Annotated in this window: 23 protein-coding genes; 11 read left to right on the forward strand and 12 right to left on the reverse strand. The window is 65.5% G+C overall.

The annotated features are described in order from the left end of the window. The 8 genes from GVL12_RS16860 to GVL12_RS16890 all read right to left on the reverse strand — a co-directional run. Positions 1 to 229, reverse strand: a 229-nt coding sequence (locus GVL12_RS16860; RefSeq protein WP_200843837.1) for a transposase, incomplete at its 3' end; no start/stop codon positions are given. Positions 230 to 260: 31 nt separating this feature from the next. Continuing rightward, a complete protein-coding gene (locus GVL12_RS16865; RefSeq protein WP_159916115.1) occupies positions 261 to 1,190 on the reverse strand; it encodes a porin in 930 nt (309 codons plus the stop codon). A gap of 119 nt (positions 1,191 to 1,309) precedes the next feature. Further along, positions 1,310 to 2,299 (reverse strand): tripartite tricarboxylate transporter substrate binding protein, encoded by a 990-nt coding sequence (locus tag GVL12_RS16870; protein ID WP_159916117.1) that lies wholly within the window; start codon positions 2,297 to 2,299, stop codon positions 1,310 to 1,312. 82 nt (positions 2,300 to 2,381) lie between these two features. After that, positions 2,382 to 3,371 carry a zinc-binding alcohol dehydrogenase family protein gene (locus GVL12_RS16875; protein ID WP_159916119.1) on the reverse strand — a complete coding sequence of 330 codons (990 nt, stop codon included), beginning with the start codon at positions 3,369 to 3,371 and terminating at the stop codon, positions 2,382 to 2,384. A gap of 47 nt (positions 3,372 to 3,418) precedes the next feature. Then, positions 3,419 to 3,778 (reverse strand): hypothetical protein, encoded by a 360-nt coding sequence (locus tag GVL12_RS26315; RefSeq protein WP_200843838.1) that lies wholly within the window; start codon positions 3,776 to 3,778, stop codon positions 3,419 to 3,421. Continuing rightward, positions 3,690 to 4,313 carry a dioxygenase gene (locus GVL12_RS16880; RefSeq protein WP_200843839.1) on the reverse strand — a complete coding sequence of 208 codons (624 nt, stop codon included), beginning with the start codon at positions 4,311 to 4,313 and terminating at the stop codon, positions 3,690 to 3,692. The genes GVL12_RS26315 and GVL12_RS16880 overlap by 89 nt, the downstream gene beginning before the upstream one ends. 42 nt (positions 4,314 to 4,355) lie before the next feature. Then, positions 4,356 to 5,393, reverse strand: coding sequence for a tripartite tricarboxylate transporter substrate binding protein (locus GVL12_RS16885; protein ID WP_159916121.1), 1,038 nt, complete (start codon positions 5,391 to 5,393; stop codon positions 4,356 to 4,358). A gap of 59 nt (positions 5,394 to 5,452) precedes the next feature. Beyond that, positions 5,453 to 5,986 carry a cupin gene (locus GVL12_RS16890; RefSeq protein WP_159916123.1) on the reverse strand — a complete coding sequence of 178 codons (534 nt, stop codon included), beginning with the start codon at positions 5,984 to 5,986 and terminating at the stop codon, positions 5,453 to 5,455. A gap of 176 nt (positions 5,987 to 6,162) precedes the next feature. Here GVL12_RS16890 and GVL12_RS16895 point away from each other — a divergent pair, with 176 nt between their 5' ends. After that, on the forward strand, positions 6,163 to 7,086 hold the full coding sequence (locus GVL12_RS16895; RefSeq protein WP_159916125.1) for a LysR family transcriptional regulator: 924 nt from the start codon (positions 6,163 to 6,165) through the stop codon (positions 7,084 to 7,086). Positions 7,087 to 7,264: 178 nt separating this feature from the next. Here the strand turns inward: GVL12_RS16895 and GVL12_RS16900 are convergent, their stop codons facing one another. Both GVL12_RS16900 and GVL12_RS16905 read right to left on the reverse strand, forming a co-directional pair. Further along, positions 7,265 to 8,146, reverse strand: a complete 882-nt coding sequence (locus GVL12_RS16900; RefSeq protein ID WP_159916127.1) for an amidohydrolase — start codon at positions 8,144 to 8,146, stop codon at positions 7,265 to 7,267. A 173-nt stretch (positions 8,147 to 8,319) separates the two neighbouring features. Beyond that, positions 8,320 to 9,318 (reverse strand): tripartite tricarboxylate transporter substrate binding protein, encoded by a 999-nt coding sequence (locus tag GVL12_RS16905; protein WP_159916129.1) that lies wholly within the window; start codon positions 9,316 to 9,318, stop codon positions 8,320 to 8,322. 355 nt (positions 9,319 to 9,673) lie between these two features. On the opposite strand from GVL12_RS16905, the gene GVL12_RS16910 reads away from it, so the two are divergent. Genes GVL12_RS16910 through GVL12_RS16955 form a run of 10 tightly spaced genes read left to right on the forward strand, consistent with a single transcriptional unit; the run spans position 9,674 to position 20,972 of the window. Continuing rightward, positions 9,674 to 11,248 (forward strand): AMP-binding protein, encoded by a 1,575-nt coding sequence (locus tag GVL12_RS16910; protein WP_159916131.1) that lies wholly within the window; start codon positions 9,674 to 9,676, stop codon positions 11,246 to 11,248. A gap of 28 nt (positions 11,249 to 11,276) precedes the next feature. Next, entirely contained in the window at positions 11,277 to 12,470 is a 1,194-nt protein-coding gene (locus GVL12_RS16915; protein WP_159916133.1) for a porin, read from the forward strand. A gap of 35 nt (positions 12,471 to 12,505) precedes the next feature. Beyond that, positions 12,506 to 13,504 carry an Ldh family oxidoreductase gene (locus GVL12_RS16920; protein ID WP_159916135.1) on the forward strand — a complete coding sequence of 333 codons (999 nt, stop codon included), beginning with the start codon at positions 12,506 to 12,508 and terminating at the stop codon, positions 13,502 to 13,504. An 8-nt stretch (positions 13,505 to 13,512) separates the two neighbouring features. Next, entirely contained in the window at positions 13,513 to 14,172 is a 660-nt protein-coding gene (locus GVL12_RS16925) for an NADPH-dependent F420 reductase (protein WP_159916136.1), read from the forward strand. A gap of 48 nt (positions 14,173 to 14,220) precedes the next feature. Beyond that, positions 14,221 to 15,210, forward strand: coding sequence for a tripartite tricarboxylate transporter substrate binding protein (locus GVL12_RS16930; RefSeq protein ID WP_159916138.1), 990 nt, complete (start codon positions 14,221 to 14,223; stop codon positions 15,208 to 15,210). Positions 15,211 to 15,226: 16 nt separating this feature from the next. Next, entirely contained in the window at positions 15,227 to 15,679 is a 453-nt protein-coding gene (locus GVL12_RS16935) for a Zn-ribbon domain-containing OB-fold protein (protein WP_159916140.1), read from the forward strand. Further along, positions 15,676 to 16,869 (forward strand): hypothetical protein, encoded by a 1,194-nt coding sequence (locus GVL12_RS16940; RefSeq protein WP_159916142.1) that lies wholly within the window; start codon positions 15,676 to 15,678, stop codon positions 16,867 to 16,869. Before GVL12_RS16935 ends, GVL12_RS16940 begins: the two co-directional genes overlap by 4 nt. Further along, positions 16,866 to 18,506: an acyl-CoA dehydrogenase family protein gene (locus GVL12_RS16945; RefSeq protein ID WP_159916144.1), complete on the forward strand. Its 1,641-nt coding sequence runs from the start codon at positions 16,866 to 16,868 to the stop codon at positions 18,504 to 18,506. Before GVL12_RS16940 ends, GVL12_RS16945 begins: the two co-directional genes overlap by 4 nt. Continuing rightward, the gene (locus GVL12_RS16950) at positions 18,499 to 19,728 is read left to right on the forward strand and encodes a CoA transferase (RefSeq protein ID WP_159916146.1); all 1,230 of its coding nucleotides are present in this window, start codon (positions 18,499 to 18,501) and stop codon (positions 19,726 to 19,728) included. Before GVL12_RS16945 ends, GVL12_RS16950 begins: the two co-directional genes overlap by 8 nt. A gap of 8 nt (positions 19,729 to 19,736) precedes the next feature. Further along, positions 19,737 to 20,972 (forward strand): acetyl-CoA hydrolase/transferase family protein, encoded by a 1,236-nt coding sequence (locus GVL12_RS16955; RefSeq protein ID WP_159916148.1) that lies wholly within the window; start codon positions 19,737 to 19,739, stop codon positions 20,970 to 20,972. A gap of 8 nt (positions 20,973 to 20,980) precedes the next feature. Here the strand turns inward: GVL12_RS16955 and GVL12_RS16960 are convergent, their stop codons facing one another. Both GVL12_RS16960 and GVL12_RS16965 read right to left on the reverse strand, forming a co-directional pair. Further along, positions 20,981 to 21,952, reverse strand: coding sequence for a LysR family transcriptional regulator (locus GVL12_RS16960; RefSeq protein WP_159916150.1), 972 nt, complete (start codon positions 21,950 to 21,952; stop codon positions 20,981 to 20,983). Positions 21,953 to 22,601: 649 nt separating this feature from the next. After that, entirely contained in the window at positions 22,602 to 23,231 is a 630-nt protein-coding gene (locus GVL12_RS16965; protein ID WP_159916152.1) for a CoA ester lyase, read from the reverse strand. Position 23,232: the final 1 nt, after the last annotated feature.

Below are 23,232 nucleotides of genomic sequence, written 5' to 3' on the forward strand. Positions count from 1 at the left end.
GGATGTCTTGTACCGACTGCGCCGGCATGACCTTGGGCTTGGGAGGCAATGCGCTCTCGGCGTCAATCACCCATTTGCGCAGCATATTGGCGTTCAGGCTGTGCGCCAGTGCTACCGCTGCGATGGATACACCAGGGCGCATGCATTCCTGGATCACCGCTGCCTTGAACTCCGAGCTGTGCCGCCGCCTGCGTCGCCGGCCCATCAAATCTATTCCGTAAGTGTTCATGTGTCCGCCTAAGTTGGTGGACACGAGCCTCCTACAGCGTCGGGTCGATATCAACGTGTGTTTGCTGGCCCCTTACCGTGTACAGCGTCGTGCGCTTGCTCAATGCATAGGTGTAGCCTATGGCCAGTTGTTGCGCATCGGCGTCGGATCCGGAACGATTGGATCGCGCGAAGGAGGCCTTGATGGAGCCTGCGCCCACAGGTACGGCGGCCCCGATGAGGATGTTCGATTGCTTGTCGCTGCCCAGCCTGTGCTGCAGGTAATTGACGTAGGCCTTTACCACGCCAAAGTCATAGGTACCGCCCACAGTGGCGGTCTTGTAATCCTCGGCTCCCACCTTGGTCTGTCCATACGCGACGGCGATATTGACCGGCCCCACGGCATAGCCGATGCGCCCGCCCTGGTAGCGTGCGCCGTCGACTTTTTCGCCGGCGGCGATCATCGCCTGCCCATAGACGCCGCCAAGCGTACGGGGCAGGAAGTAGCCCACGGAGTTGCTGGCGCGCGATTGTGTCCTGGCACCGCCCAGACCGAGCGGCCAGCCTTCGATGATGTTGCTGCTGCCGCCGACGCCCACGGTCCCCAGCGGTGTGAAATGCGAGACGTTCCAGAAGGTCGGGGTGTAGTCACGACCCAGGCGTACTTCGCCCAAGGTCTTGCTCGTCAGGCTCACCGTCGAGCGCCGGCCCCAGAATGCGCCCTGCGAAGCACCGGTGTCGGGCAGCACTGCGGACTCCAGCCAAAACCCCGTGGACCAGCCTCCCCCCAGGTCTTCGGTCCCGCGAAAACCGATACGACTGGGAAGCAGATAGCCGCCCTGATCCATGCCGGTGGCATGCTGGCTTGCGACCTTCGAATAAGTGACATTCAAGTCGAGGCTGCCGAAAATCGTGACGCTGGATTGCGCGTTGACTGCACATGCGGCAGCGAATGCGCACAGTGCGAGGACTTGTTTTTTCATGGTGGTGCTTTCTTCAAGGATGCGTTTTCCCGCCCGTCGGCGCGGGCCGACAGGAACGGACGGATGGCGTTTGCCGCGGGTCGGCCCGGCGCCGCAGGGGATCGCCGGGCCGGGCCGCTCTAGCTCTCGAGGCGAATTCCCGCTTGCTTGATGAGTGCGGCCGTCGCAGCGGTCTCATCGCGCACGAGCGTCGCAAACTGCTGCTGCGGCATGGGCGCGGGCTGCGCACCGAGCTTTTCCAGGCGCGGTCTGGCTTCGTCGGAGTCGAGCGCCCTCACCGTTTCAGCATGCAGCCGCGCCAGCACCGTCGCCGGCGTCCTGGCAGGCGCGAACATGCCGACCCAGAACGTGTGATCCGCGTCATGGAGACCGCATTCCGCCGTCGTCGGCACGTCGGGCAGCACCGCCGAGCGCGCGGCCGCGCCTATGGACAGGGCAACGAGCCTGCCGGTCTTGACCAGGGGAGCGGCCACGGCCAGAGGCAGAAGAAACCAGTCCACGCGGCCGCCCATGACATCGTTGAGCGCTTCCGGCGTACCGCGATACGGCACATGCAGCGCATGGATCGCGGCAGCAATACGGAACTTCTCACCGGCTATGTGGGAGGCGCTTCCGTTGCCCGACGAGCCGTACATGTATTTCCCCGGCTCGGCACTGACCCTGCCTACAAGCTCCTTCAGCGAGGTAAAGCCTTTGCTGGGCGCCACGACGAACACGTTCGGCATGGAGGCCAGCATCGTGACCGGCGTGAAGTCCTTGAGCGTGTCGTACTTGAGCGCCGGGTAGAGCGCAGCATTCGCGACATGGCCGGCGGAGTGGATGAGCAGCGTTTGCCCATCGGGAGCAGCGGACGCGACCTGTGCCGCGCCCAGTGTGCCGCCGGCACCGGGACGGTTCTCGATGACGAAGGGCTGGCCCAGGTACTTGTCCAGCCGCTCTCCCACGATGCGTCCTATGACGTCGGTGGTCGATCCCGCCGTAAAGGGCACGATGACCCGGACAGGCCCCTGGGGGTAGCCCGTGGTCTGGGAAAAGGCGGTGGCCGGCAGGAAGGCTGCACCGCCTGTGGCGGATGCAATTTTTAATAGTTCTCTGCGATGAAAGTTCATCGTTGTCTCCTCTTGATAAGGAATGAAGCTAGATAGTCGGGCGCATTGTCGGCGTGCATGAAATGCATGCCCGTGCGCGCCGTCAGGGCGCCAGAACCAGGCGTTCCATGGAACCTGCCAGGACTTTCAGATAGGCGGGGACGGCATGCTCCAGGGGCACGACGCAGGCGTCGCTCACGTCGAACGCAGCGAGCGAGCGGTCCTCGAAGCCAGGCAGCAGCTCCCTGAAAATGTCGGCGCACTGCCTGGCGTCGAGCTTCAGACTGTCGACACCCAGCATCTGCAGATCGCGGCGATAGAACGCCATGATGTCGAATGGCACGTTACGGTCCGGTGTGGAAATAAGGACTTGCGTGCCACCGACCTTCAGGCATTCCAGCGCCGCGGCAAAGTACGGCGACCCGACCGTGTTGTAGGCGATATCCACGCCTTTGCCGTCCGTCAACGACATGACCTGCTGCGCGATATCCGTGTGACTGCCATTGATGACTTCAACGCTCCCACTCGCATGGCCCGCATAAGCCACGGCATTGCGCTCCACTCCGATGACACGGGCACCGACACGCGTGGCGAGCTGGACAGCCGCCTGGCCGACTTTGCCATTGGAGCCAAAGACCAGGATGGTCTGGCCTTGACCCGTCATGCGGGCACGCCGCAGTCCTTCGTAGGCGGTAACGAAAGGCACGCCTACCGTCGCGGCGCAGGGCAGTGAAATATGTGCGGGCTTGCGCACCAGCGCTTCGACAGGCAGAACAAGATACCGGCCATGGGTGCCGTCACGGGTGATTCCCAGGTCGCCGCCTGTGCCCCAGACCATCTCTCCCAGCCATTCGGATGGCCCCGCGACAACGCGCCCCGCATAGTCGCGCCCTGGGGTTCGCGGCCAGACGGCATAGGGCATCATTCCCATGGCGGCCTTGACATCGCTGGGATTGATCGCCGCCGCAAGGACCTCGACGATGGCGGAGCCGTCAGGTGGATGGGGCTGCATGACATCGATGATGCTGGGCTGCAAGGCGTCCGGGCTGGCGGCCTTCGTGATCAGGCGCAGCGCACGTGGTGGAGTGCTCATGGTTTTTTCTCTGTGGGGAATGAAAGGGTGAATGGCGGGTTGCCGGATCAGGCCAGCGGCGGGGTCGGGATGCGCATGACACCCGGTTCGAGGCACAGCTCCACATCGAGATGAAAGTGCCCCTTGCTGTCGGGTTCGAAATTGCGCAGCAGCGAGCCGACGGCACCGAATGCGGCATCGCTGTAGGCGTAGGGATCGTGGGCGTCGAAGATCTGCGTCGTCAGCACCTTGTGGCCTTGCGCGATGGCGATGAAATGCAGATGCGCAGGGCGCATGTGATCGCGGCCTTGCAGCGCAAGAAGTTCGCCGCACGGCCCGTCAATGGGAACGCCATAGCCGGAGGGCCGTACGCTTTCGAACCAGAAACGGCCGTCCACATCGGTTTCGAAAGCGGCACGCAGGTTCATCTCTTCCTGCTCGTGGTCCTGGTTCTCGTACAGTCCCCCGGGGGCGGGCGCCGGCAATGGGCGTTCCATCGATGGAGACCACCTTGCCGCGGACAAACAGCGGGGAGCCGACGGTGTCCTCGGATGCGATATATGCGCCATTGGCGCGCTGCGGCTGATTGGCACGCCAGAACGGACCGATGAGTGCCGGCTCCGTACCGCCCGCGGCCAGCACAGCTTTCGCATCCATCAGGAGCACGAGAGTCGCCAGGCCGAGAATGTCGGCCAACAAGATTCCTTCGTGCTTTTTGGGGCCTGTGGCCTGGCCCACGGCGACCATGAAGTCCAGCCCCTTGTGCAGCTCTTCATAGGTGAGTCTAGTTTCGGTGGCAAATGCATGGATGTGGCGGATCAAGCCATCCAGGAGCTCGCGAGTGCGTTGATCCTTGGTGCCCTCGTTCGCCTTCAATACCGCCTTCAGAAGCGCCTGCGGATTTGCAGGAATGGCGCCTTGGCTGGTGGCATGCCGCGGTTTCTCAATGGCTGCGATGGTCATGTCTGTTCCTCGTAAATTGGATGTATCAGGAAGCGGGCGTCTTTAATCCGCGCGAATGTTTGCCTGGGCGGCAACGGCGGTCCATCGGGGGACTTCTTCTGCGACGCGGGCGGCAAGAAAGGCCGGTGTGCTTGCGATAACGTCGAAGCCGAGCGCGTGAAGCCGCGCCTGGATTGCCGGCACGCCCAGGATTCGGGTCACTTCGGCGTTGAGCCGACTCACCACCGCCGCAGGCGTGCCGGCAGGCGCAAAAAGTGCCTGCATCGTCTCGGAGCGATAGCCCGGGAAGCCGCTTTCGGCCACCGTCGGTACCTGGGCGAGCTCCGCCCAGCGCCTGGTGCTGCCAACGGCCAAGGCGCGCAGGGTTTTCGCTGCCAGGTAAGGACTGGCGGCCGGCAAGGCGACCAGGGCGCAATCCACCTGGCCCGCCAGGGCCGCCTGAACGGCGGGCGCCGCGCCGGAATAAGGAACATGCATCATCCGGACATCGGCCCGCTGCCACAGGAGTTCCCCTCCCAGATGAACGCTGTTGCCATTGCCGGGGGTCGCGTAATCGAGCCCGCCGGTTTGGGTCCTGGCGACGGCCAGCAAATCAGCCAAGCTGGTGATGGCGCTCTTTGCGGGCACGACGATGACGTCGGGCGAAGTCACGAGCAAAGAGATCGGGGCAAACTGCTCAATGGGCTCGTACGGCCGCTTGTCCGGGTGGAGCGCGGGATTGGTCACGAACGATGACGATGCCAGCAGCAAGGTCAAACCATCCGATGCGGCACGCGCCACCGAAGCTATGCCGATGTTGCCGCCCGCTCCAGCACGGTTTTCAATGATGACGGGTTGTCCGAGCGCTTCGGCGAGTCGCGTTGCGAGCAGACGAGCCACGATGTCCGAGGTTCCGCCAGCGGCGAACGGCACCACCATGCGGACCGTCGCCTTCGGTGACCAGACATCGAGTGCTTGCGCAGCAGTCTGTGCTTTTGCGCCAAAGGCAAGGCCGCTGCCGGCCAGCGCCAGGCCAGCACTGAGCGCCAGGCGCCGGCTGACACGCAGCGGTTCATGCCCGGTCGGTATTGTTTTGATCATGCTTGTCTCCTTGCTGCCTGCAGCAGGCACGGCAAGAATGCGCGTGCCCGCCACCACTTTTATTTCGCTTCGCTGGTTTGAGCGATGTAGCCGTCCGTGCCGTAGACCAGACCCGTCGTTTCTGCGGCCTTGACCACATCCGGGTGCCACGCGATGCGGCCGCACTCCTCATCTGTGCCGCCCACCACGGAATAGACGACCAGCGCGTGCGCATTGGGATTGCGAAAGCCACGCATCACGCCGATAGGGCACGAGATCACATCCCATTGATTCAGCATCACGGAGTACTGTCCCGTCTCACCCCAGATGACTTCCATCTGGCCGTTGAGTGGACAGAAGACCTCCTCGGTCTTGTGCGCATGGAGGCTGGCGCCTTGCCCGACGGGAATCTCGATGAAGGTCACGCCGAAGCGGTGGTTGCCAGGAATCGCCGGCTCTACCCCCTTGTTTTCGAGTACGCCGCGATTCATGATCTTGTAGATATTCTTCTTCATGCCGGGCAGGCGGCTTTCGATGAAAGTCTCCCGGTAGGGCTCCACCTTGCCCCAGCGAGCGATGCGTGTGGCTTCCATTTCTGCGGGTTTCGGATCCATGTTGATTCCTTTATGCGATGAGTTATTGGCGTACAAAGCGCTGTGATTGCTCTCTGTTAGTGCAAATATAGGCAGAGGCTTCCAAGATATCCACTAGCATTTTTTGAAGCATTCGATAACATTTCGGCATTGAATGACCGATTGCCGGTCCACGCTTGGAACAACAGGGATTGCAGATGGATTTGAGGCAGCTTCGCTACTTTCTGGTGGTGGCCAACCAGCAGCACTTCGGCCGCGCAGCCAGTGTTCTTCACGTGGCGCAGCCCGCATTGACACGCCAGGTGCAACTGCTGGAAGAAGAGCTCGGGGTGCAGTTGTTCGTGCGGCATGCACGCGGCGCCACGCCTACGCAAGAAGCACTCTTCTTCCAGGAGCGCGTGTCCTTTCTCTTGCGCTATGCCGAACAGATGAAGCAGGACATGATTGCGCTGCAGCGCAATCCGCGCGGCCCCGTTACCGTGGGCCTGTCACCTGGATTGGCGCTCCTGCTTGCCGTCCCCCTCACCCGGGCCGTACACCGTCGTCTACCCGATGTGCGCCTGCGCATCGTGGAGGGGTTCGCCCCCGTGCTGCACACGATGGTCCTGCAGGGCGGCGTCGACCTTGCCGTGCTCAACGGGCCGGTTCAGGTATCCAACCTTGTGACGTTTCCTCTGCTCACCGAAGACCTGTGCCTCATCGCGCGCGCGGACGACAAGCGCGTGCGGGGGCCGGGCGTCCAGCTCGAGCAGTTGGCGGGGCTGCCCTTGGTGATGACCGGCCTGGCCAAGTCCGGTGTCCGCCTGGAACTGGAGGCGGCCGCAGGGCGTGCCGGCATCGATCTCAACCCCGTCGTCGAGGTAGAGACCATTGAAGTCGCCAAACGACTGGTCTGTGAAGGCATTGGAGCCACGGTGCACTTTGCGGCCACGGTGAAAGAGGATGTGGAGGCTGGCCGGCTGGTGGCACACCCCATTGCAGGATTGCATCTGCGCCGCATCCTGGCGCGCGCCGCAGACCGACCGCCATCCCGCGCCACCGAGGAGCTCATCGGCATCATTCGCACCGTCGTCGAAGACGCCGTCGATGCCGGGCAGTGGCCTAACGCCACCCTCAATTAGGCGCCACGACCGCCGGCCGTCCGCCTTCCCCGCAGTGACCAGGGACCCGGGCACAAATCCCTGCGGCCATGGGCAGCACATGCAGATCCGGCCATGAATACTGCAAAGGGAATGGCTGGTTACAGAGGGCCGGGCGGCGCGGCCTGATCGAGCCCCTCAAGATGAAGACCCAGCGCGCTCAGTGGGAGCCAGCTTCGTCCATGGCCGTGGCGGGCTCCCACCGCAACAGCCGCCGCGCTGTCTTTCCCAGCACCCAGTCCTTGTCGCCCTGCGAAAGTGCCGGGTTGTCCTGGACGAAGGAAAGCAAGCGCCCCCACGGCGCATTCGACTCCTCGTGCGTGACGTCGCCGGCCCAGAGCACGCGATCCGCGCCGAACGCGTCGATCGCCTGCAGGAAAGCCCGTTGGACGCCCTGTGCCGGGTCGTCGCAGCGGCCGAAGGAACGCTGCGCATGGCTCCATTTGAACCAGACATTGCGGTGCTGGGCGAGCGCCCGAACATCGCTCCACTGCGCCTCGGATTTGACCCAGCCGCAATGGTCGATCACGAACTGCAGATCCGGAAAGCGGACAACCGCATCACGCAGCAGGACGCCCATGTCGCCCCCCAGCACGCTGATCGGCAGCGCGGCCGACTGCACCAAGCCGAACAATTCGTCATAGCCTCCCGCCATCAGCGCCTCGCGCTCCTGCGGCTCCCAGACCACGATCCGCACGGAACGGCAGCCTGGCGAGTCGGCCAGCACTTTCAGCAACGCCCCCAGTTGGGGGTCATGCCGGCGAATGCGCTGGAGGTAGGAGAATCGGTCGGGGTAGCGCAATGCTGCCGCCTGGGCCAGCGGACTCAGCGGCCTATAGCCGCCATCGTCGAATTCGCGGCATGGCGTGCCCTGCCCCTTTGCATTGCGGTCCCAGAGCTCATCGAGCACCACGCTGCGGATACCCAGCGCATCCATGGCGGCGATGATCTCATCGGCACCGAGTTCCAGCGAAAGGTGCAGTTGCGCGTCCACGATGTCCGCGCTGCCGCGCCCGCCCAAATCTTTGCGTGTGCTCATCATCTGCCTCCCAGGGCCTAGTGTAAACCAGCGAATTTACGGGCCTCGCGCGCTCGTCACAATGATCGCGCCGATATGGTGATCCCTGCGCCAGAACATACCAGGCAAGCCACCGGCCGCTGCAGCGGGGCCGACCGCCAGGGCGATCCCGCGGCAAAGGGCGGTGGCCAGACTGCTTACTCGCTCTTGATATTGGCCGACTGGATCAACCGGCTGAACGTGGCGCGCTGGTCGCGCAGGGTCCTGTCCAGGTCCTGTCGTGAGCCTTGCGCCGCCTCTCCGCCCATTCCCAGGAATCTCTCGGCGATGGCCGGGTCGCGCGTGATTTCGTTGATCTTTCGGTTGAGCAGGTCAAGTATCTCGGCGGGAGTACCGGCCGGCGCCATGACCGAGTTGATGCCCGGCACCACGAGGTCGGGCACGCTCTCGGAGATGGTCGGGACATCGGGAAACTCCTTGAAGCGCGTGGCCGTGGAAACCGCCAGCAGGCGCAGTCGCCCGCCCTTGGCCAGGGGCGTGATGCCGCCCAGACCGTCAATCAGCACGGGAATGCGGCCGCCCATCACATCCGTCTGCGCAGGGCCCGACGTGGGAAACGCCACGTTCATCAGGCGCGTGCCGGTCTTCTCGTTGATGTTCTCGCCAATCAGCCGCGACAAAGAGGCCGCGCCAGGCGTGGCGAAGAACATCTCCCTGGACCTGGCCTGCGTGAGCAAGTCCGGCATGTTGCGGATGCTGCTGTCCGAAGCAACGGCAATGGCCAGCGGAACATAGACCACGGGCGCAACGGATACCAGGGCTTTCTCGCCGTCGTAAGGCAGCGTCTTCGTCATCAATGGCGCGATGACGAGTGCCGAGTTGCCGGCAAACAGCAAGGTATGGCCATCGTTCCTGGCCGTGGCCACGAGCTGAGCGGCAATCGTTCCGTTGGCGCCCGGCCGCGCCTCCACCACGATGGGCTGGCCAAGTGACTGCGACAGCCGGTCTCCTATCAGCCGAGCAAACACATCCACGCTGCTGCCGGCACCGCCCGCAACCACCAGACGTACAGGCTTGGCGGGCCAGCCTTGGGCCTGCGCAGCCGGCGCTGCGGCCAGGACCAGCATGGCGAGCATCGGCATGGCGCGCTTCCGCCACCAGGTCCGACCCCGCGCCACCGTATGTTGAATGTTCATTTTTGTCTCCTGAGGAATGGAGTCATGACTTTAAAAACTAACCACACCAGCCGCCAGCGAGAAGAAGACATGCAGGCCATGTCGATTCGGTATGGACAGGCCGGCTCCCGATTGACGGGGTGCGTGATGGCGACATGCATGTCTGCATTTCGACTCTGCGCGCGTGACGCCACCGACCCACAGCACGCGGCCGGGCCCGGCTTGTCATGACATTCATGCATGGTGGCGATGCCGCTGCGCTCCTAGCGAGATCAGCGCTGGAATCCTAAAGTGCATTCGACTCCTTCATACACCTGAGCGACAACCCGGACTCCCGCATGGACTGCGGGTGCCGGACCCTGAAACGGCGGACTCCATGACCTTCCAGATTCCATTCGAGGAAAGAATCCTCGGCAATATTCTCATCGACAGCGCCAGGAAGTTCGGCCCCAAACCGTTCCTGACCATAAACGGCCGCTGCTATTCATTCACAGAAGCACACGACATCAGCCAGTCCGTGGCGCGGGGCCTCAAGCGGCTCGGCGTGGGCGCGGGCGAACCCGTGATGCTGATGCTCGACAATTCCGCCGAGTTCATCTTCGCGTGGTTCGGCATCGCGCTGCTCAACGCCACCTGCGTGCCGGTGAACACCGCGTACACGGGAGATCTTCTTGCCTACGTCGCCGGCGATGTGCAGGCGCGCGTCGCGATCACCAGCGACAACCTCGCTCCCGCATTCGCCGCCCTGCCGGCCGCGCGCCGCGGCGCGCTGGCCACCCTGGTGATCAGCGGCCATTGCGAGGCCATCGAGGGGCTTGACACCATGGCCTGGGAGGCTCTCAAGGTGGTCGAAGGCGAGCCCGTCAGCACGCCCGCAAAGCCCGGCGACAGGGCATTCATCTGCTACACGTCCGGCACCACCGGTCCATCCAAAGGCGTGGTCATGCCGCACTCGCTTGTGCTGCAGACCACGGAAAACTTCATCAACGTCGCCGGCATGCGCCCCGACGACACGGTGTTCTCGCCCCTGCCCCTTTTCCATGGAATGTCGCGCTCCATGGCGACGCTGCCGGCGCTGGTGCTCGGCGCGCAGGTGCACCTGGCTGCGCGCTTCAGCGCGACGAGCTTCTGGCAGCAGGTGCGCGAAGCCGGCGCCACCATCAGCATGACCATCTTCACGATACCGCCGGTGCTCAAGAGCAAGCCGCCGAGCGCCGACGACCGCGCGCACAAGGTACGCGTGATGTTCAATGCGCACCACGACCCGGAGTTCGAGGAACGCTTCGGCGTGCGCCTCGTCGAGGCGCACGCCATGACCGAAACCGGCATGACGATCTTCACGCCGTTCCCCGAGCGCAAGCTGGGCGCCTCGGGCCGGGCGGGCCCGGACTGGGACACGGCGCTGGTCGACGAAAACGACGACCCCGTGGCACCCGGCGAGATCGGCGAACTGGTGCTGCGACCGCGCAAGCGCGGCATCCTGATGGACAGCTACCTCAACAAGCCCGAGACAACCCTTGGCGCCTTGCGCAATCTCTGGTTTCACACCGGCGACCTGATGCGTGCGGATGAGGACGGCTATTACTTCTTCGCCGGCCGCAAGAAGGAACGCATACGCCGGCGCGGCGAGAACATCTCGGCCTACGAGGTGGAGGCCGTCGCTGCGGAGCATCCGGACGTGGTGGAGTGCGCGGTGGTCGGCGTGCCCGCCGGCGACAACGAAGACGATGTCTACCTCTGCGGCGTACTGCGCAGCAAAGAGGCCATCAGCCCCCAGGCGCTGCACGCCTGGCTGCAGGAACGGCTGCCGAAGTTCATGGTGCCGCGCTATATCGAGTTCCGCGACGAACTCCCCAAGACGCCTTCGGCCAAGGTCGAGAAGCACACCTTGATGAAAACCCTCCCGGCGGCCACGGCCTGGGACAGCCTGCGCGCGCACGCGCCGGCCTGAAACGAATTTCTACAACCAGGAGACAAAAATGACAAGAATCATAGAAAAAAGGAAGTTCCCCATTGCCCTGCTGGCAAGCGCGGCCGCCCTGGGCGCAGCCAGTTCGGCCTCGGCGCAGTCGTCGGTGACCGTGTTCGGTGTCGTCGATGCCGCCGTGAGCCACTTCAGCAATACCTCGCGTGACCCCCGCGGCCCCACGCCGGCCGACCCGCTCTATCAGAACCGCGGAGAAATCAGAACCTCGACCAGCATGCTGCGCCACTCCGGCACCACCACCAGCCGTCTGGGCTTTCGGGGCACCGAAGACCTCGGCGGCGGTCTGGCCGCCAGTTTCTGGCTCGAGGCCCCGGTCACCAACGACGATGGCAACGCTGCCGGCCTGACCTTCGTGCGACGTTCGACCGTGAGCCTGTCGGGTCCCTTTGGCGAGATCCGCCTGGGCCGCGACTACACCCCGACTTTCTGGAACGACAGCACGTTCGACCCCTGGGCACAGATCGGCGCCGGAGCCGCCCTGGGCCTGGCCGCGGGCAACAGCTCGCCGGGCAACGGTTTTGCCGCCAACGGCAACTATGCACGCTCCAGCAACTCGGTGGGCTATTTCCTGCCTCCCAAGCTCGGCGGCATCTATGGCCAGGCGATGTACAGCTTCCATGAAAGCGCCGTCGCCACCTCGCGCGCCGGCCGCTATGTCGGTGGTCGCCTGGGCTACGCCAACGGCCCGCTCAACATCGCAGTGGCTTATGCCGAGAGCAGCCTGCCCGAAGGCGCCTTCGTGGGGACCGTTGACCAAGCCAGGATCTTCAACCTCGGCGGCGCCTACAACTTCGGCGTGGCCACGCTCAGCGCCGCCGTGTCGCGCACCAAGTACGAACGGGACTATGGCAACACGCCCGTGGCCGGGCGCGCGCCAGAGGTCGACATGACGGGGTATCTGCTTGCCGTGACGGCGCCTGTGGGCAGCCACTTGATCCGCGCCGCCTACTCGCGCGTGGACTACGACCGGCATGGCGCGGCGGGCAAGCCCCGGACCAGCAAGCTGGCGGTGGGCTATGTCCACAACCTGTCCAAGCGAACCGCGCTGTACGCCACCGCGGCCCGCGTGAACAACCGCAATGGCGCCTCGCTGGTGGTCAATGGCGCCCCGGCCATCGCCAACAACGCGACCTATACGGCACGCTCGTCCACCGGCTACGACTTCGGCCTGCGGCATTCGTTCTGACCCGGGCGCGCAACGCCCCTACTAGGAAAAAGCAAATGATTCTCACGATCCATGAAGCACGTCAACTGGTACGCGCCAGCATGCTGGCCTTCGAACACAGTCCGCAGGAAGCCGACATCATTGCCGATCACCTGATCGACTGCGAACTGCGCGGGCTGTCGTTCGGCGGCTTGCCGCGCGCGCTGTCGGTGATCGACCGCCTGCGCGACAGCGCCACGCCACGCCGCCCGATCACGCTCCTGAAGGACTCGCCGGTGTCGGCTTCGCTGGATGGCGGCGATCAGGTCGGCTATCTCGTGGGGCGCCGCGCCACCGAGATCGCGATCGAGAAGGCACGCCAGACCGGCCTGGCCGTCGTGGGCGCGTCCAAGACCTGGTACACGGGCATGTTCTCCTATTACCTGGAGATGGTCACCGCGGCCGGCTTTGCCGGAATGATTGCCGGCAGCGGCGGCCAGAAGGTTGCACCCCACGGCGGCACCGAAGGGCGCTTCAGCACCAATCCGATTGCCTTTGGCTTTCCGTCGGATGGCACGCCCGTGATCTGGGACATCGGCACCGCCGGCGTGATGCTCGGCGAGGTCGTTCTGAAGAAACGCCTGGGCGAATCGCTGGCGGAAGGCCTGGCCTTCGACGCCCACGGCCAGCCGACCCGCGACCCCGAAGCCGCGCTCAACGGCGCGTTCACGGTCTGGGGTGGCCACAAGGGCTCGGGACTGGCGATGGTGGTTCAGCTGCTGGGCATGCTGGCCGGGCAGGCGACGGCGCCGCAGTCGCTGCGCGACTGCGGCTTCTTCATCCTGGTGGTCGACCCGGGCCTGCTAGGTGACGCCGCGGACTTCCAGGCACGGGTGGCGGCCTATGCAGACAGTCTTAGGGCGACACGACCGGTGGACCCCACGAAGCCGGTACGTGTGCCCTTCGAGCGATCGGTGGTCGAGCGTGAGCGCCGGCGCGCGGCCAACGCTATCGACGTCCCGGATTTGGTTTACGAAGCACTGCGTGAGGCGGCTGAGTCGTCCACGACTCAATAAGGTTCATCATGAAAATAGGCATCATCGGCGCAGGTTTCATCGGCCGCGCACTCGCAACACTGGCTGTGGCCAACGGCCATGAAGTGATGATCAGCAATTCGCGTGCGCCCAGGACACTGGGCAGCACCGCGGTGGCGATAGGCTGCCAGGTCGGCACCGCGACGCAGGCGGCCACGTTTGGCGATCTGGTGATCGTCGCCATTCCGCTTGCCGCCTACACCGAGATCCCGGCCGAACCCCTGGTGGGCAAGATCGTTCTTGACGCCAACAACTATTACCCGGCGCGGGATGGCCGTATCGAGGCGCTGGACTCCCACGCCACGACCACCAGTGAAATGCTGGCCGCGCATCTCCCGGGCGCAAAGCTCGTCAAAGCCTTCAACGCCATCCTGCAGGACGATCTGGCCACCGACGCACGCCCGGCAGGAACGCCCCAGCGCCGGGCGCTGCCGATCGCGGGCGACGACGCCGAAGCCAAGCGCATTGCCACCGAACTGATAGACGCATTCGGCTTCGATGTGGTCGACGCTGGCCCTCTCGCCGAAGGCTGGCGCTTCGAACGCGCCATGCCGGGCTATTGCATTGCTTTGCCGAAGGAAGACATGAAAGCCGCGCTGGCCGCAGCCGAGCGCGGCGTGGAAGTGCCCCACGGGTCCTGGCGCCGCTAATCGCGCCTCACTTCAGTGCAGCCATACACAAAATTTATAGGAGACAAAATGACCCTCCATCATTCCACCCGGCGCACCGTGTTGCTGGCATTGGCCATGGTCGCTGCGGGCGCTCAGACCGCACCCGCATATGCGCAGGCCTATCCCGGCAAGGCAGTGAAGGTGATCGTGCCCTACAGTCCCGGCTCCAACCCCGACGTTGCCGCACGCATCGTTGCACAGGCATTGCAGGACAACCTGGGCCAGCCCTTCGTCATCGACACCAAGATAGGTGCGGGCGGCGGCATCGGCCTGAGCGCTGGGGCCAAAGCACCGCCCGATGGATACACCGTGGTCATTGGCCACGTCGGCGGACTGGCCATCAACCCCAACGTCTATACCTCGCTGCCGTACAACGCGAACACGGACTTCGTACCTGTCGTCCAGTTGTACAACTCACCTCTGGTACTGCTGGTCGCGCACGACTCCCCCTACAAGAACGTCGCTGACCTGATCGCGGACGCGAAGGCCAGGCCCGGTCAGCTGACTTTTGCTTCGGGCGGCAACGGCAACGGCGCGCATCTGACCGGTGAGTCGCTGGCCAAGCTCAGTGGTGTCTCCATGCGCCACATTCCGTACAAGGGCATGGGCCCGGGGATCACGGACGTCATCGGCGGGCTGGTGACCTTCACGTTCGGCAATTTCTCGCTGGGAATGCCCCTGGTCAAGGGCGGAAAAATGCGCGCCCTGGCGCTCAGCGGCGCAGTGCGCGATCCGCATTTCCCGGACATTCCTACGGTTGGGGAAACCGTCAAGGGTTTCGAGTTCCAGGACTGGACCGGCGTGCTCGTGCCCAGGGGAACACCGCCCGAAGTAACCACCAGGCTGCAAACCGAGATCGCCAAGGTGCTCGCCAGGCCCCAGGTGATCGAGCAGCTTCAGGCCCAGGGCCTGAACCCTGTGAGAAACGGCACCTCTGCGCAATTTGCCCAGTTCATCCAAAGCGAGCAGCAGAAATGGGGTGCGGTGGCAAAGAGCATCAACCTCAAGATCGACTAGGCCACCAGGAATTCCCATGAGCTACCTCCCCGAGGGCTTGCCCTCACCCCACCCCACCCTTGACGACGCCCCGTTCTGGCAGGCCTGCCAGCAGCAGCAGCTGGTGATCCGGCATTGCGAGAGCTGCCACCAGTTCTTCCACCCCCCGCTGCCCGTCTGCCAGAAATGCGGTTCGTCCAATCTCAGCTGGAAGCCGGTCTCGGGCCACGGCACGGTGTACACCTACACGATAGGCCACTACGCCGTGCACCCGTCGCTCAAGGGGCAGGCGCCGTACAACGTTTCTGTCGTGCTCCTCGACGATGCCGACGACGTGCGCCTCGTGTCCAACGTGGTCGACGCCGAGCCGCCGCTGCTGGCGATAGGCCTGCCGGTCACCGTCTGCTTTGAACCCGCCAGCGATGGCTCGCTGCTGCCGCGCTTTCGCCGCCGCGCAGCGGATACCTCATCCCCCCAGGAGGGCGTATGACTTTTCCCATGCCCCATTGGCCGCGCCATCTCCAGCCCGTGATCGTCGGCGTCGGCGAAAGCGAATACCGCAAGCGCGGAGGACACAGCGACACGCCCGAACTCACGCTGTGCCTGGACGCGATTCACAACGCCGCGAATGACGCCGGCCTGGACGCCCGTGAACTCGATGGCTTCAGTTCATTTGGCTTCGAGAAGAACGAACCGGCGGTGGTGCAGACGGCGCTCGCGGCCCCCGCTCAGCGCTTTTCCTCCATCGTCTGGGGCGCTGGCGGCGGCGGCTGCTCCGGCTCGGTGATGCTGGCAGCCATGGCGGTCGCGACCGGCCAGTCGCGCTTTGCCGTCGCCTACCGCTCGATCTGCCAGGGCGATGGCCAGCAGCGCTACGGCCAGTTCCGCGACCGCCCGCTGTGGGGCTCCTATGTAGGCCCCTATGCGCTGATGTCGCCCGGAATGATGACTGCGCTGACCTATCGCCGCTTCATGCACGAGCGCGGCACGGGCCCCGGGCACCTGGCGGAGATCGCCACCAACTCGCGTGCCAATGCCCAGTCCAATCCACGCGCCGTGATGCGCGGCAAGCCGCTGTCGAAGGACGAATACTTCGCTTCGCGCATGATTGCCGACCCCTTCCGGCTGTACGACTGCTGTCTGGAGACCGACGGTGCCTGCGCCGTGATCGTGACCACGCGCGAGCTGGCCGACAAGATGAACTGCGCGGCAGTGCCCATCCTGGGCGCGGCGCAGGCCAGCGGTGAACGTTGGTCGCTTGGCCCCATGGGCTCGCACAACATGCCGCTTGCGGACTATCCAACCATCAATTCACGCGAGGTGGCCAAGGCGGTTTACGCCCAGGCGGGCCTGACGCCGGCCGACATCGACGTGGCCCAGCTCTACGACGCCTTCAGCGGCCTGATTCCCATGGCCCTCGAAGACTACGGCCTGTGCGAGGAAGGCAGCGCCGCGGACATGATCGATTCAGGCGCGCTGCGCCAGGGCGGCCGGCTGCCCGTCAACACGGCCGGTGGCATGCACTCCGAGGCCTACCTGCATGGCCTCAACCTGGTCATCGAGGCCGTGCGCCAGGCGCGCGGCGACGCCGTCCTGCAGGTACCCAAGGTGCGCCACAGTCTGGTCACCAGCGGCGGCGGTGGCGGGCACAAGAGTGCATTGATTCTGGGGGCAGCATGAACGAACTACTGATCCAGATCCGCGCGCTTCTGGAGACCGGCATGCACGGCGTGGCCGCGCTGTGTGCGGTCGACGGCACGCTGGATGCCAAGCGCCTCGACCTGTACCAGCCGCTGTGCTACGAACTGGCGCTGGCGGCGGCGGAATTGCTGGCAGCGGAGAACGCAGTCGCCAAGACCGCAGCGCTCGAAGGGCTCGAGCCCGCCCTGGCCCGCCTGTTCGCAGCCGATGCGATCACGGCCGTGCTGGCCCGTCTCGAGACCGTGTTCAGCGATGCAGAACTCGATCCTGGCCCCCTCCATGCCGTGACCACGGGCCCGGAGCTCGCACGCTGGCGCAGGCAGGCCGCAAGCCATGCGGTAGTGGCGCAGATCGGCCGTGAAGTCGCGGGCTGCGACGCCGACATTGGCGCCGTGGCGCTCGACGAAGACGCGGCGATGGCCCAAAGCGCCTTCCAGCGCTTTGCGGCCGACACCGTGGCACCCATGGCGGAGAAAATCCATCGCCACGACCTCACCGTGCCCGAGCCGCTGCTGCAGTCCATGCGCGAGATGGGCGTGTTCGGGCTGTCGATTCCCGAGTCCTTTGGCGGCACCGCGCCCGACGGCAAGGAGAACGCGCTGGTCATGATCGCCGTGACCGAAGCGCTGTCCGAGGCGTCCCTGGCCGCGGCAGGCAGCCTGATCACGCGGCCCGAGATTCTCGCCCGCGCGCTGCTGGCCGGCGGCACGGCCGCGCAGAAGTCGCACTGGCTGCCGAAAATCGCCGCAGGCGAGCCGCTGTGCGCCATCGCCATCACCGAGCCCGACTTCGGCTCGGACGTGGCCTCGCTGTCGCTCAAGGCCACGCGCACCGAAGGCGGCTGGCTGCTCAACGGCGCCAAGACCTGGTGCACCTTCGCGGGCAAAGCCGGCCTGCTGATGGTGGTGGCACGCACCGATCCCGACCGCACGCTGGGCCACCGCGGGCTGAGCCTGATGCTGGTCGAGAAACCCTCCTTCGACGGCCACGAGTTCACCCACGTGCAGCCGGGCGGCGGACGACTTTCGGGCAAGGCCATTGCGACCATTGGCTACCGCGGCATGCACTCGTTCGATCTGTCGTTCGAGGAGGTGTTCGTCGCCGACGACCATCTGATCGGCGAGGCAGGCGGCATTGGCAAGGGCTTTTACTTCACCATGGCCGGCATGGTCGGCGGCCGCATGCAGACCTCGGCACGCGCCTGCGGCGTGATGCGTGCGGCGCTGCGCGCCGCCGTCAGCTACGCGGGCGACCGCAAAGTGTTTGGCGCGCCGTTGGGCGACTACACGCTGACCCAGGTCAAGCTGGCCCGCATGGCTGCCCGCCTGGCTGCCTGCCGCCGCCTCACCTATGCGGTGGGCGACATGCTCGAGGCCGGCCAGGGCCGCATGGAGGCAAGCCTCGTCAAGCTGTTCGCGTGCCGGTCGGCCGAGGCCGTCACGCGCGAAGCGCTGCAAATCCATGGCGGCATGGGCTACGCCGAGGAAACCGCCGTGAGCCGCTACTTCGTGGATGCCCGCGTGCTGTCCATCTTCGAGGGGGCCGAGGAAACACTGGCCCTCAAGGTTGTCGCCCGCAGCCTGCTGGAACAGGCGTTGGAGGCTGCAAATGCTTGATGCCCCGCTTCACGTGCTCAAGGGCCTGCGCATCGTCGAGGCCTCGGCCTTCGTGGCCGCACCGCTGTGCGGCATGACGCTTGCCCAGTTCGGTGCCGACGTGATCCGCATCGACCCGCCCGGTGGCGGCCTCGACTACCGGCGCTGGCCGGTGACCGCGAACGACACCAGCCTCTTCTGGGTCGGGCTCAACAAGTCCAAGCGCTCGGTGGTCATCGATTTCACCCAGCCCGAAGGCCGCGAGCTCGCCATGGCGCTGATCTGCGCGCCTGGCGAGGACGCGGGCATGCTGCTGACCAATTTCCCGCCGCGCGGATTCCTGTCGTATGAAGACCTCAGCGCACGCCGCCCTGACCTGATCCAGCTCACGCTGTCGGGGGACAGGCATGGCGGGTCGGCAGTGGACTACACCGTCAATCCGCGGCTGGGCCTGCCTGCGCTCACCGGCCCCGAGGACACGCAGCAGCCGATCAACCATGTGCTGCCCGCCTGGGATATAGGCACGGGCTACATGGCCGCCATGGGCATCCTGGCAGCCGAACGGCACCGGCGCACGACAGGTCAGGGCCAGCATGTGAAACTGGCGCTCGAGGACGTGGCGCTGTCTATCGTCGGGCACCTGGGCTTCATCGCCGAGGCCGAGCAAGGCGTGGCGCGCGCGCGGGCCGGCAACGAGCTCTATGGTGCCTTCGGTCGCGACTTCATCTGCGCCGATGGCGAACGCGTGATGATCGTGGGCCTCACCGGCAAGCAATGGCGCTCGCTGTGCCAGGCCACGTCGATTGAATCGGCCGTAAGCGCATTGGCTGCGCGCCTGGGACTGGACCTGGACCAGGAAGGCAACCGCTTTCGGGCGCGCGCCGAGATCGCCGCGCTGGTCGCGCCCTGGGTGGCGGCGCGGCCCCTGGCGCAGGTAGCGCAAACCTTCAATCAACGCGGTGTGTGCTGGAGCGTCTATCAGACGGTGCAGCAGTTGGTGCAGTCCGACCCGGCCTGCTCTCCGGACAACCCTATGTTCGCGCATGTCGACCAGCCCGGCGTAGGCCGCAGCCTGGCGGCGGGCCTGCCGCTGGATTTCTCGGGCATAGAACGCGCCGCGCCGCGCCCCGCGCCGGCACTCGGCGGCCACACGGCCGAGGTGCTGTCGGAAGTGCTGGGCATAGACAGCGCCGCGTTCGGTCGCCTGCTCGCGCGTGGCATCGTGCGCCAGGGCGACGCATGAGTGCAGCCATGACCGACGTGGCGGCCATCGATTTCGCGCGCTGGCTGCGCCCGGGCGACACCGTGCTCTGGGGCCAGGCCAATGCCGAGCCGCGCACATTGACGCGCGCCCTGGTCGCGCAACGCCATGCATTGGCGCGCCTGCGTCTGGTGCTTGGCATCGACTTGTCGCGCACGCTGCAGCCCGAGCACGCCGATGCCTTCGACTTTGCGAGCTATTGCGGCGCCGGCGGCAACCGGGCGCTGGCCGGTGCGGGAGTGCTCGACATCCTGCCCTGCTCCTACTCCCAGCTTCCTGCACTTCTGCGCCAAGGCTCGCTCAAGGTGGACGTGGTGCTGCTGCAAGTGTCCATGCCCGACGCCCAAGGCCGCTACAGCCTGGGCCTGGCCAACGACCTGCTGATTGCCGCACTGGACAGCGCACGGGTCGTCATCGCCGAATGCCATCCCGATGTGCCCTGGACGCACGGCGCGCGCACCTTGGCGGCCGATGATTTCGACCTGCTGGTCCATGCGGCCGAGCCGCCCCTCGAAAACCTGCCTGCCCCATCCTGCGCCATAAGCGCTGCCATCGCGCGCAATGTGGCGCAATGGATCGACGATGGCGCCACGCTGCAGCTGGGCCTGGGCGCCATCCCCGACGCAGTGCTTGCGCTGCTGGGCGACCGGCGCGACCTGGGCCTGCACTCGGGCGTGATCGGCGACGGTGTGGTCGACCTGTTCGAACGCGGCGTGCTCACCAATGCCCGCAAGTCCATCGATGCCGGCACAGGCATTGCGGGCGTGCTGATGGGCAGCCAGCGCCTGTACCGTTTCGCCCACCGCAACCCGGCCCTGCAGCTGCGCGGCAGCGACTACACGCACGCAGCCGACGTGCTGCGCCGCATCGACCGCTTCGTCGCCATCAACTCCGCGATCGAAGTCGACCTGAGCGGGCAGGTCAATGCCGAGGTGGCGGGCGGCAACTACGTGGGCGCCGTCGGTGGCGCGCCTGACTTCATCCGCGCGGCCCAGGCCAGCCAGGGCGGTGCGTCCATCATCGCCCTGCCCGCGACCGCGGGCGCGCGCAGCCGTATCGTGGTCAGGCTGTCGGGCCCGGTGAGCACGCCGCGCTGCGATGCCGGTATCTTTGTCACCGAGCACGGTATTGCGGATCTGCGCGGACTGGGACTCGAGCAGCGCCGCCAGCGGCTGCTCGACATCGCCGCGCCCGAGCACCGCGCCGCGCTCGAAGCACAGGCCTGAAGCGCCAGTCAGCCCGCCACCGTCGCCGACCTGCCTGGCCACAGCCCGCGCTGCACGACGCTCATGATCTCGGCGTAGACAAAGTCATGCATGAGCTGCACGTTGCGCAAGCGCAATTGCTCGCGCGTGCTGACCAGGCTCAAGCCCAGCGACATGCCCTTTTCAGCCAGCGGCACGGCCATCAAGCGGCCGGCGGCGACGTCGTCGACCACGCTGCCAAGCGACAGGACGGTGTAGCCCGTGCCTTGCAGCGCCATCGCCCGCAGCAGATTGACGGTGGTGGCTTCGTAGACCGGGCGCAGCGACAGGCCGATCTCGGCAAATGCATCCTCCAGCAAGACCCGGATGCTTTGCTGACCGCTGGGCAGGACCAGGGGCAGGTTTGCCAGGTCGCTCAAGGTTGCGCTCTTGAGACTCCTGAGCTGCTCGTTGGGCACGCCAACCAGGTACAGCTTTTCCATGAACAGCGGTGTACAGACCAGTTCGCTGTCCGGATCCGGGTCGTAGCAGACAGCCAGCGAAAGCTCGCGCGTGAGCAGCCGCGCGCACAGCACGCGGCTGTCGGCATCCACCATGTTGACGTGCAACTTCGGCCAGCGCGAGGCGACCACCGGCAGCAGGTGCGGCACCATCACCAGGCCCGCCAGATGGGTGACGCCAATCGATATCGTTCCCGAGATCACCTGCGCGGAATGCGCGATCTCTTCACGCAGCTGCGCGAGCTGCAGCAACACGCCCGGCGCCTTGGAGGCCAGAATTTCACCCGCTTGTGTCAGCTCGCAGCCACGGTTGGAGCGCAGGAACAGGCGCACACCCAGTTGCTCCTCCAGGCGACTCACCTTGCGCGTGATCACCGGCTGGGAGGTGTTGAGCCGGTCGGCGGCGCGCGAAAAATTGCGCATCTGCGCGACCCAGCAAAATACGGTCAGCAGGTCGGTGTCGAGCACCTCGGCGTTGGCCGGCAGTGAAAAATCAGTCATGCACTCTCGCTCAATGGTCTGGTGTCTCGTATGTCTCCTGCGCGATGGTAGCCGTGCCCGGCCCCCTATGCAGTGCATGGACACCGGCTGCCAGACAAAAGCATCACTTTTGATCCATCCCCTCGACGGGCCACAGATGCGGCTTGCCCGAGCGTGGGAATCGACAGGTGCCGCGATGCAGCCGCAAGGCATCCGGTCGCGCCGGCCAAATCAGCAGCGCCTGCAGTTCGGCGCCGATTGCGAGCAGTCTAGGAAAAGCGCATGCAGGGCCGCAATGGCCACCACGACATGGGGCGGTGGCGGCTCGGACATATCAAGGGTTAACAAGCATTGCCTGCGCGCCTGCCGCTTTGGCCGTTCACCAGGCCAGGCGAAATGTGCGCCTGGGCGCGGCAGACGCGCACCGCCTGGACTGCGCCATCGCAATCCGTATTGCTGCCTTGTTCAGCGCAGCAGTCCACACACGGCGGGGCGCTCACCGGGCACACAGCAGCGATGAATGGCCTGCTCTCAAAAGACCGGCCCTTCGATCCTTCGACGGGCTCAGGACTCAGGGAGAATGGTGGTTGAGGGCGCGGTGGAAAACGCCGTCTTGCCCAGGGCGAACGGGAAACAAAGCGCTTGTCCGGGCCAAGAACGTGTTCACGTTCTAAGCGCAATGCACGCGCTCGCCGCGCGCCAGCAGCCGTCGGGCCTGCAGCACCACGGGCAAATCCACCATGCGCCCGTCGACCTGCACGGCCGCACCTTGGGAGGCAGCGTCGGCCGCAATGACGCGGCGCGCCCGGTCCATCTCGGCCGCGGTCGGGGCCAGCACCTCGTGCACGATGTCCACCTGGCGCGGATGTATGCACAGCTTGGCGCCAAAACCCAGACGCAGTGCGCGCCGGGTGTCCTGGCGCAGGCGCTCGTCGTCCTGGATTGCCACCGTCACGCCATCCACCGCGGTCGCCAGGCGCTGCAGGCGCGTGGCCATGGCCACCGCAAAGCGCAGCGGCATCAGTTCCGCCTCGTCTTGCGCGCACTGCATGCCGGTATCGGCCATGAAGTCGATATGGCCGACAACCAGGCGCAGCACACCGCCTACGGCGGCGATCTCGGACAATGCGCTCCAACCGGCTGCGCTTTCGATCAGCGGCAAAAGGGCCGCGGCCGGCAATTGCGCATGCACCGCACGCAACGCGGCTGCCGATTCGACTTTTGCCACCATCACGCCAGCGAGCGCGGGCAGCGCTGCCAGCCATTGCAGGTCTTCCTGGCCCTGCGGCTGCTGGAGCACC

Source organism: Pantoea sp. 18069, from assembly GCF_902706035.1.
Taxonomy (GTDB): Bacteria; Pseudomonadota; Gammaproteobacteria; order Burkholderiales; family Burkholderiaceae_C; genus Comamonas.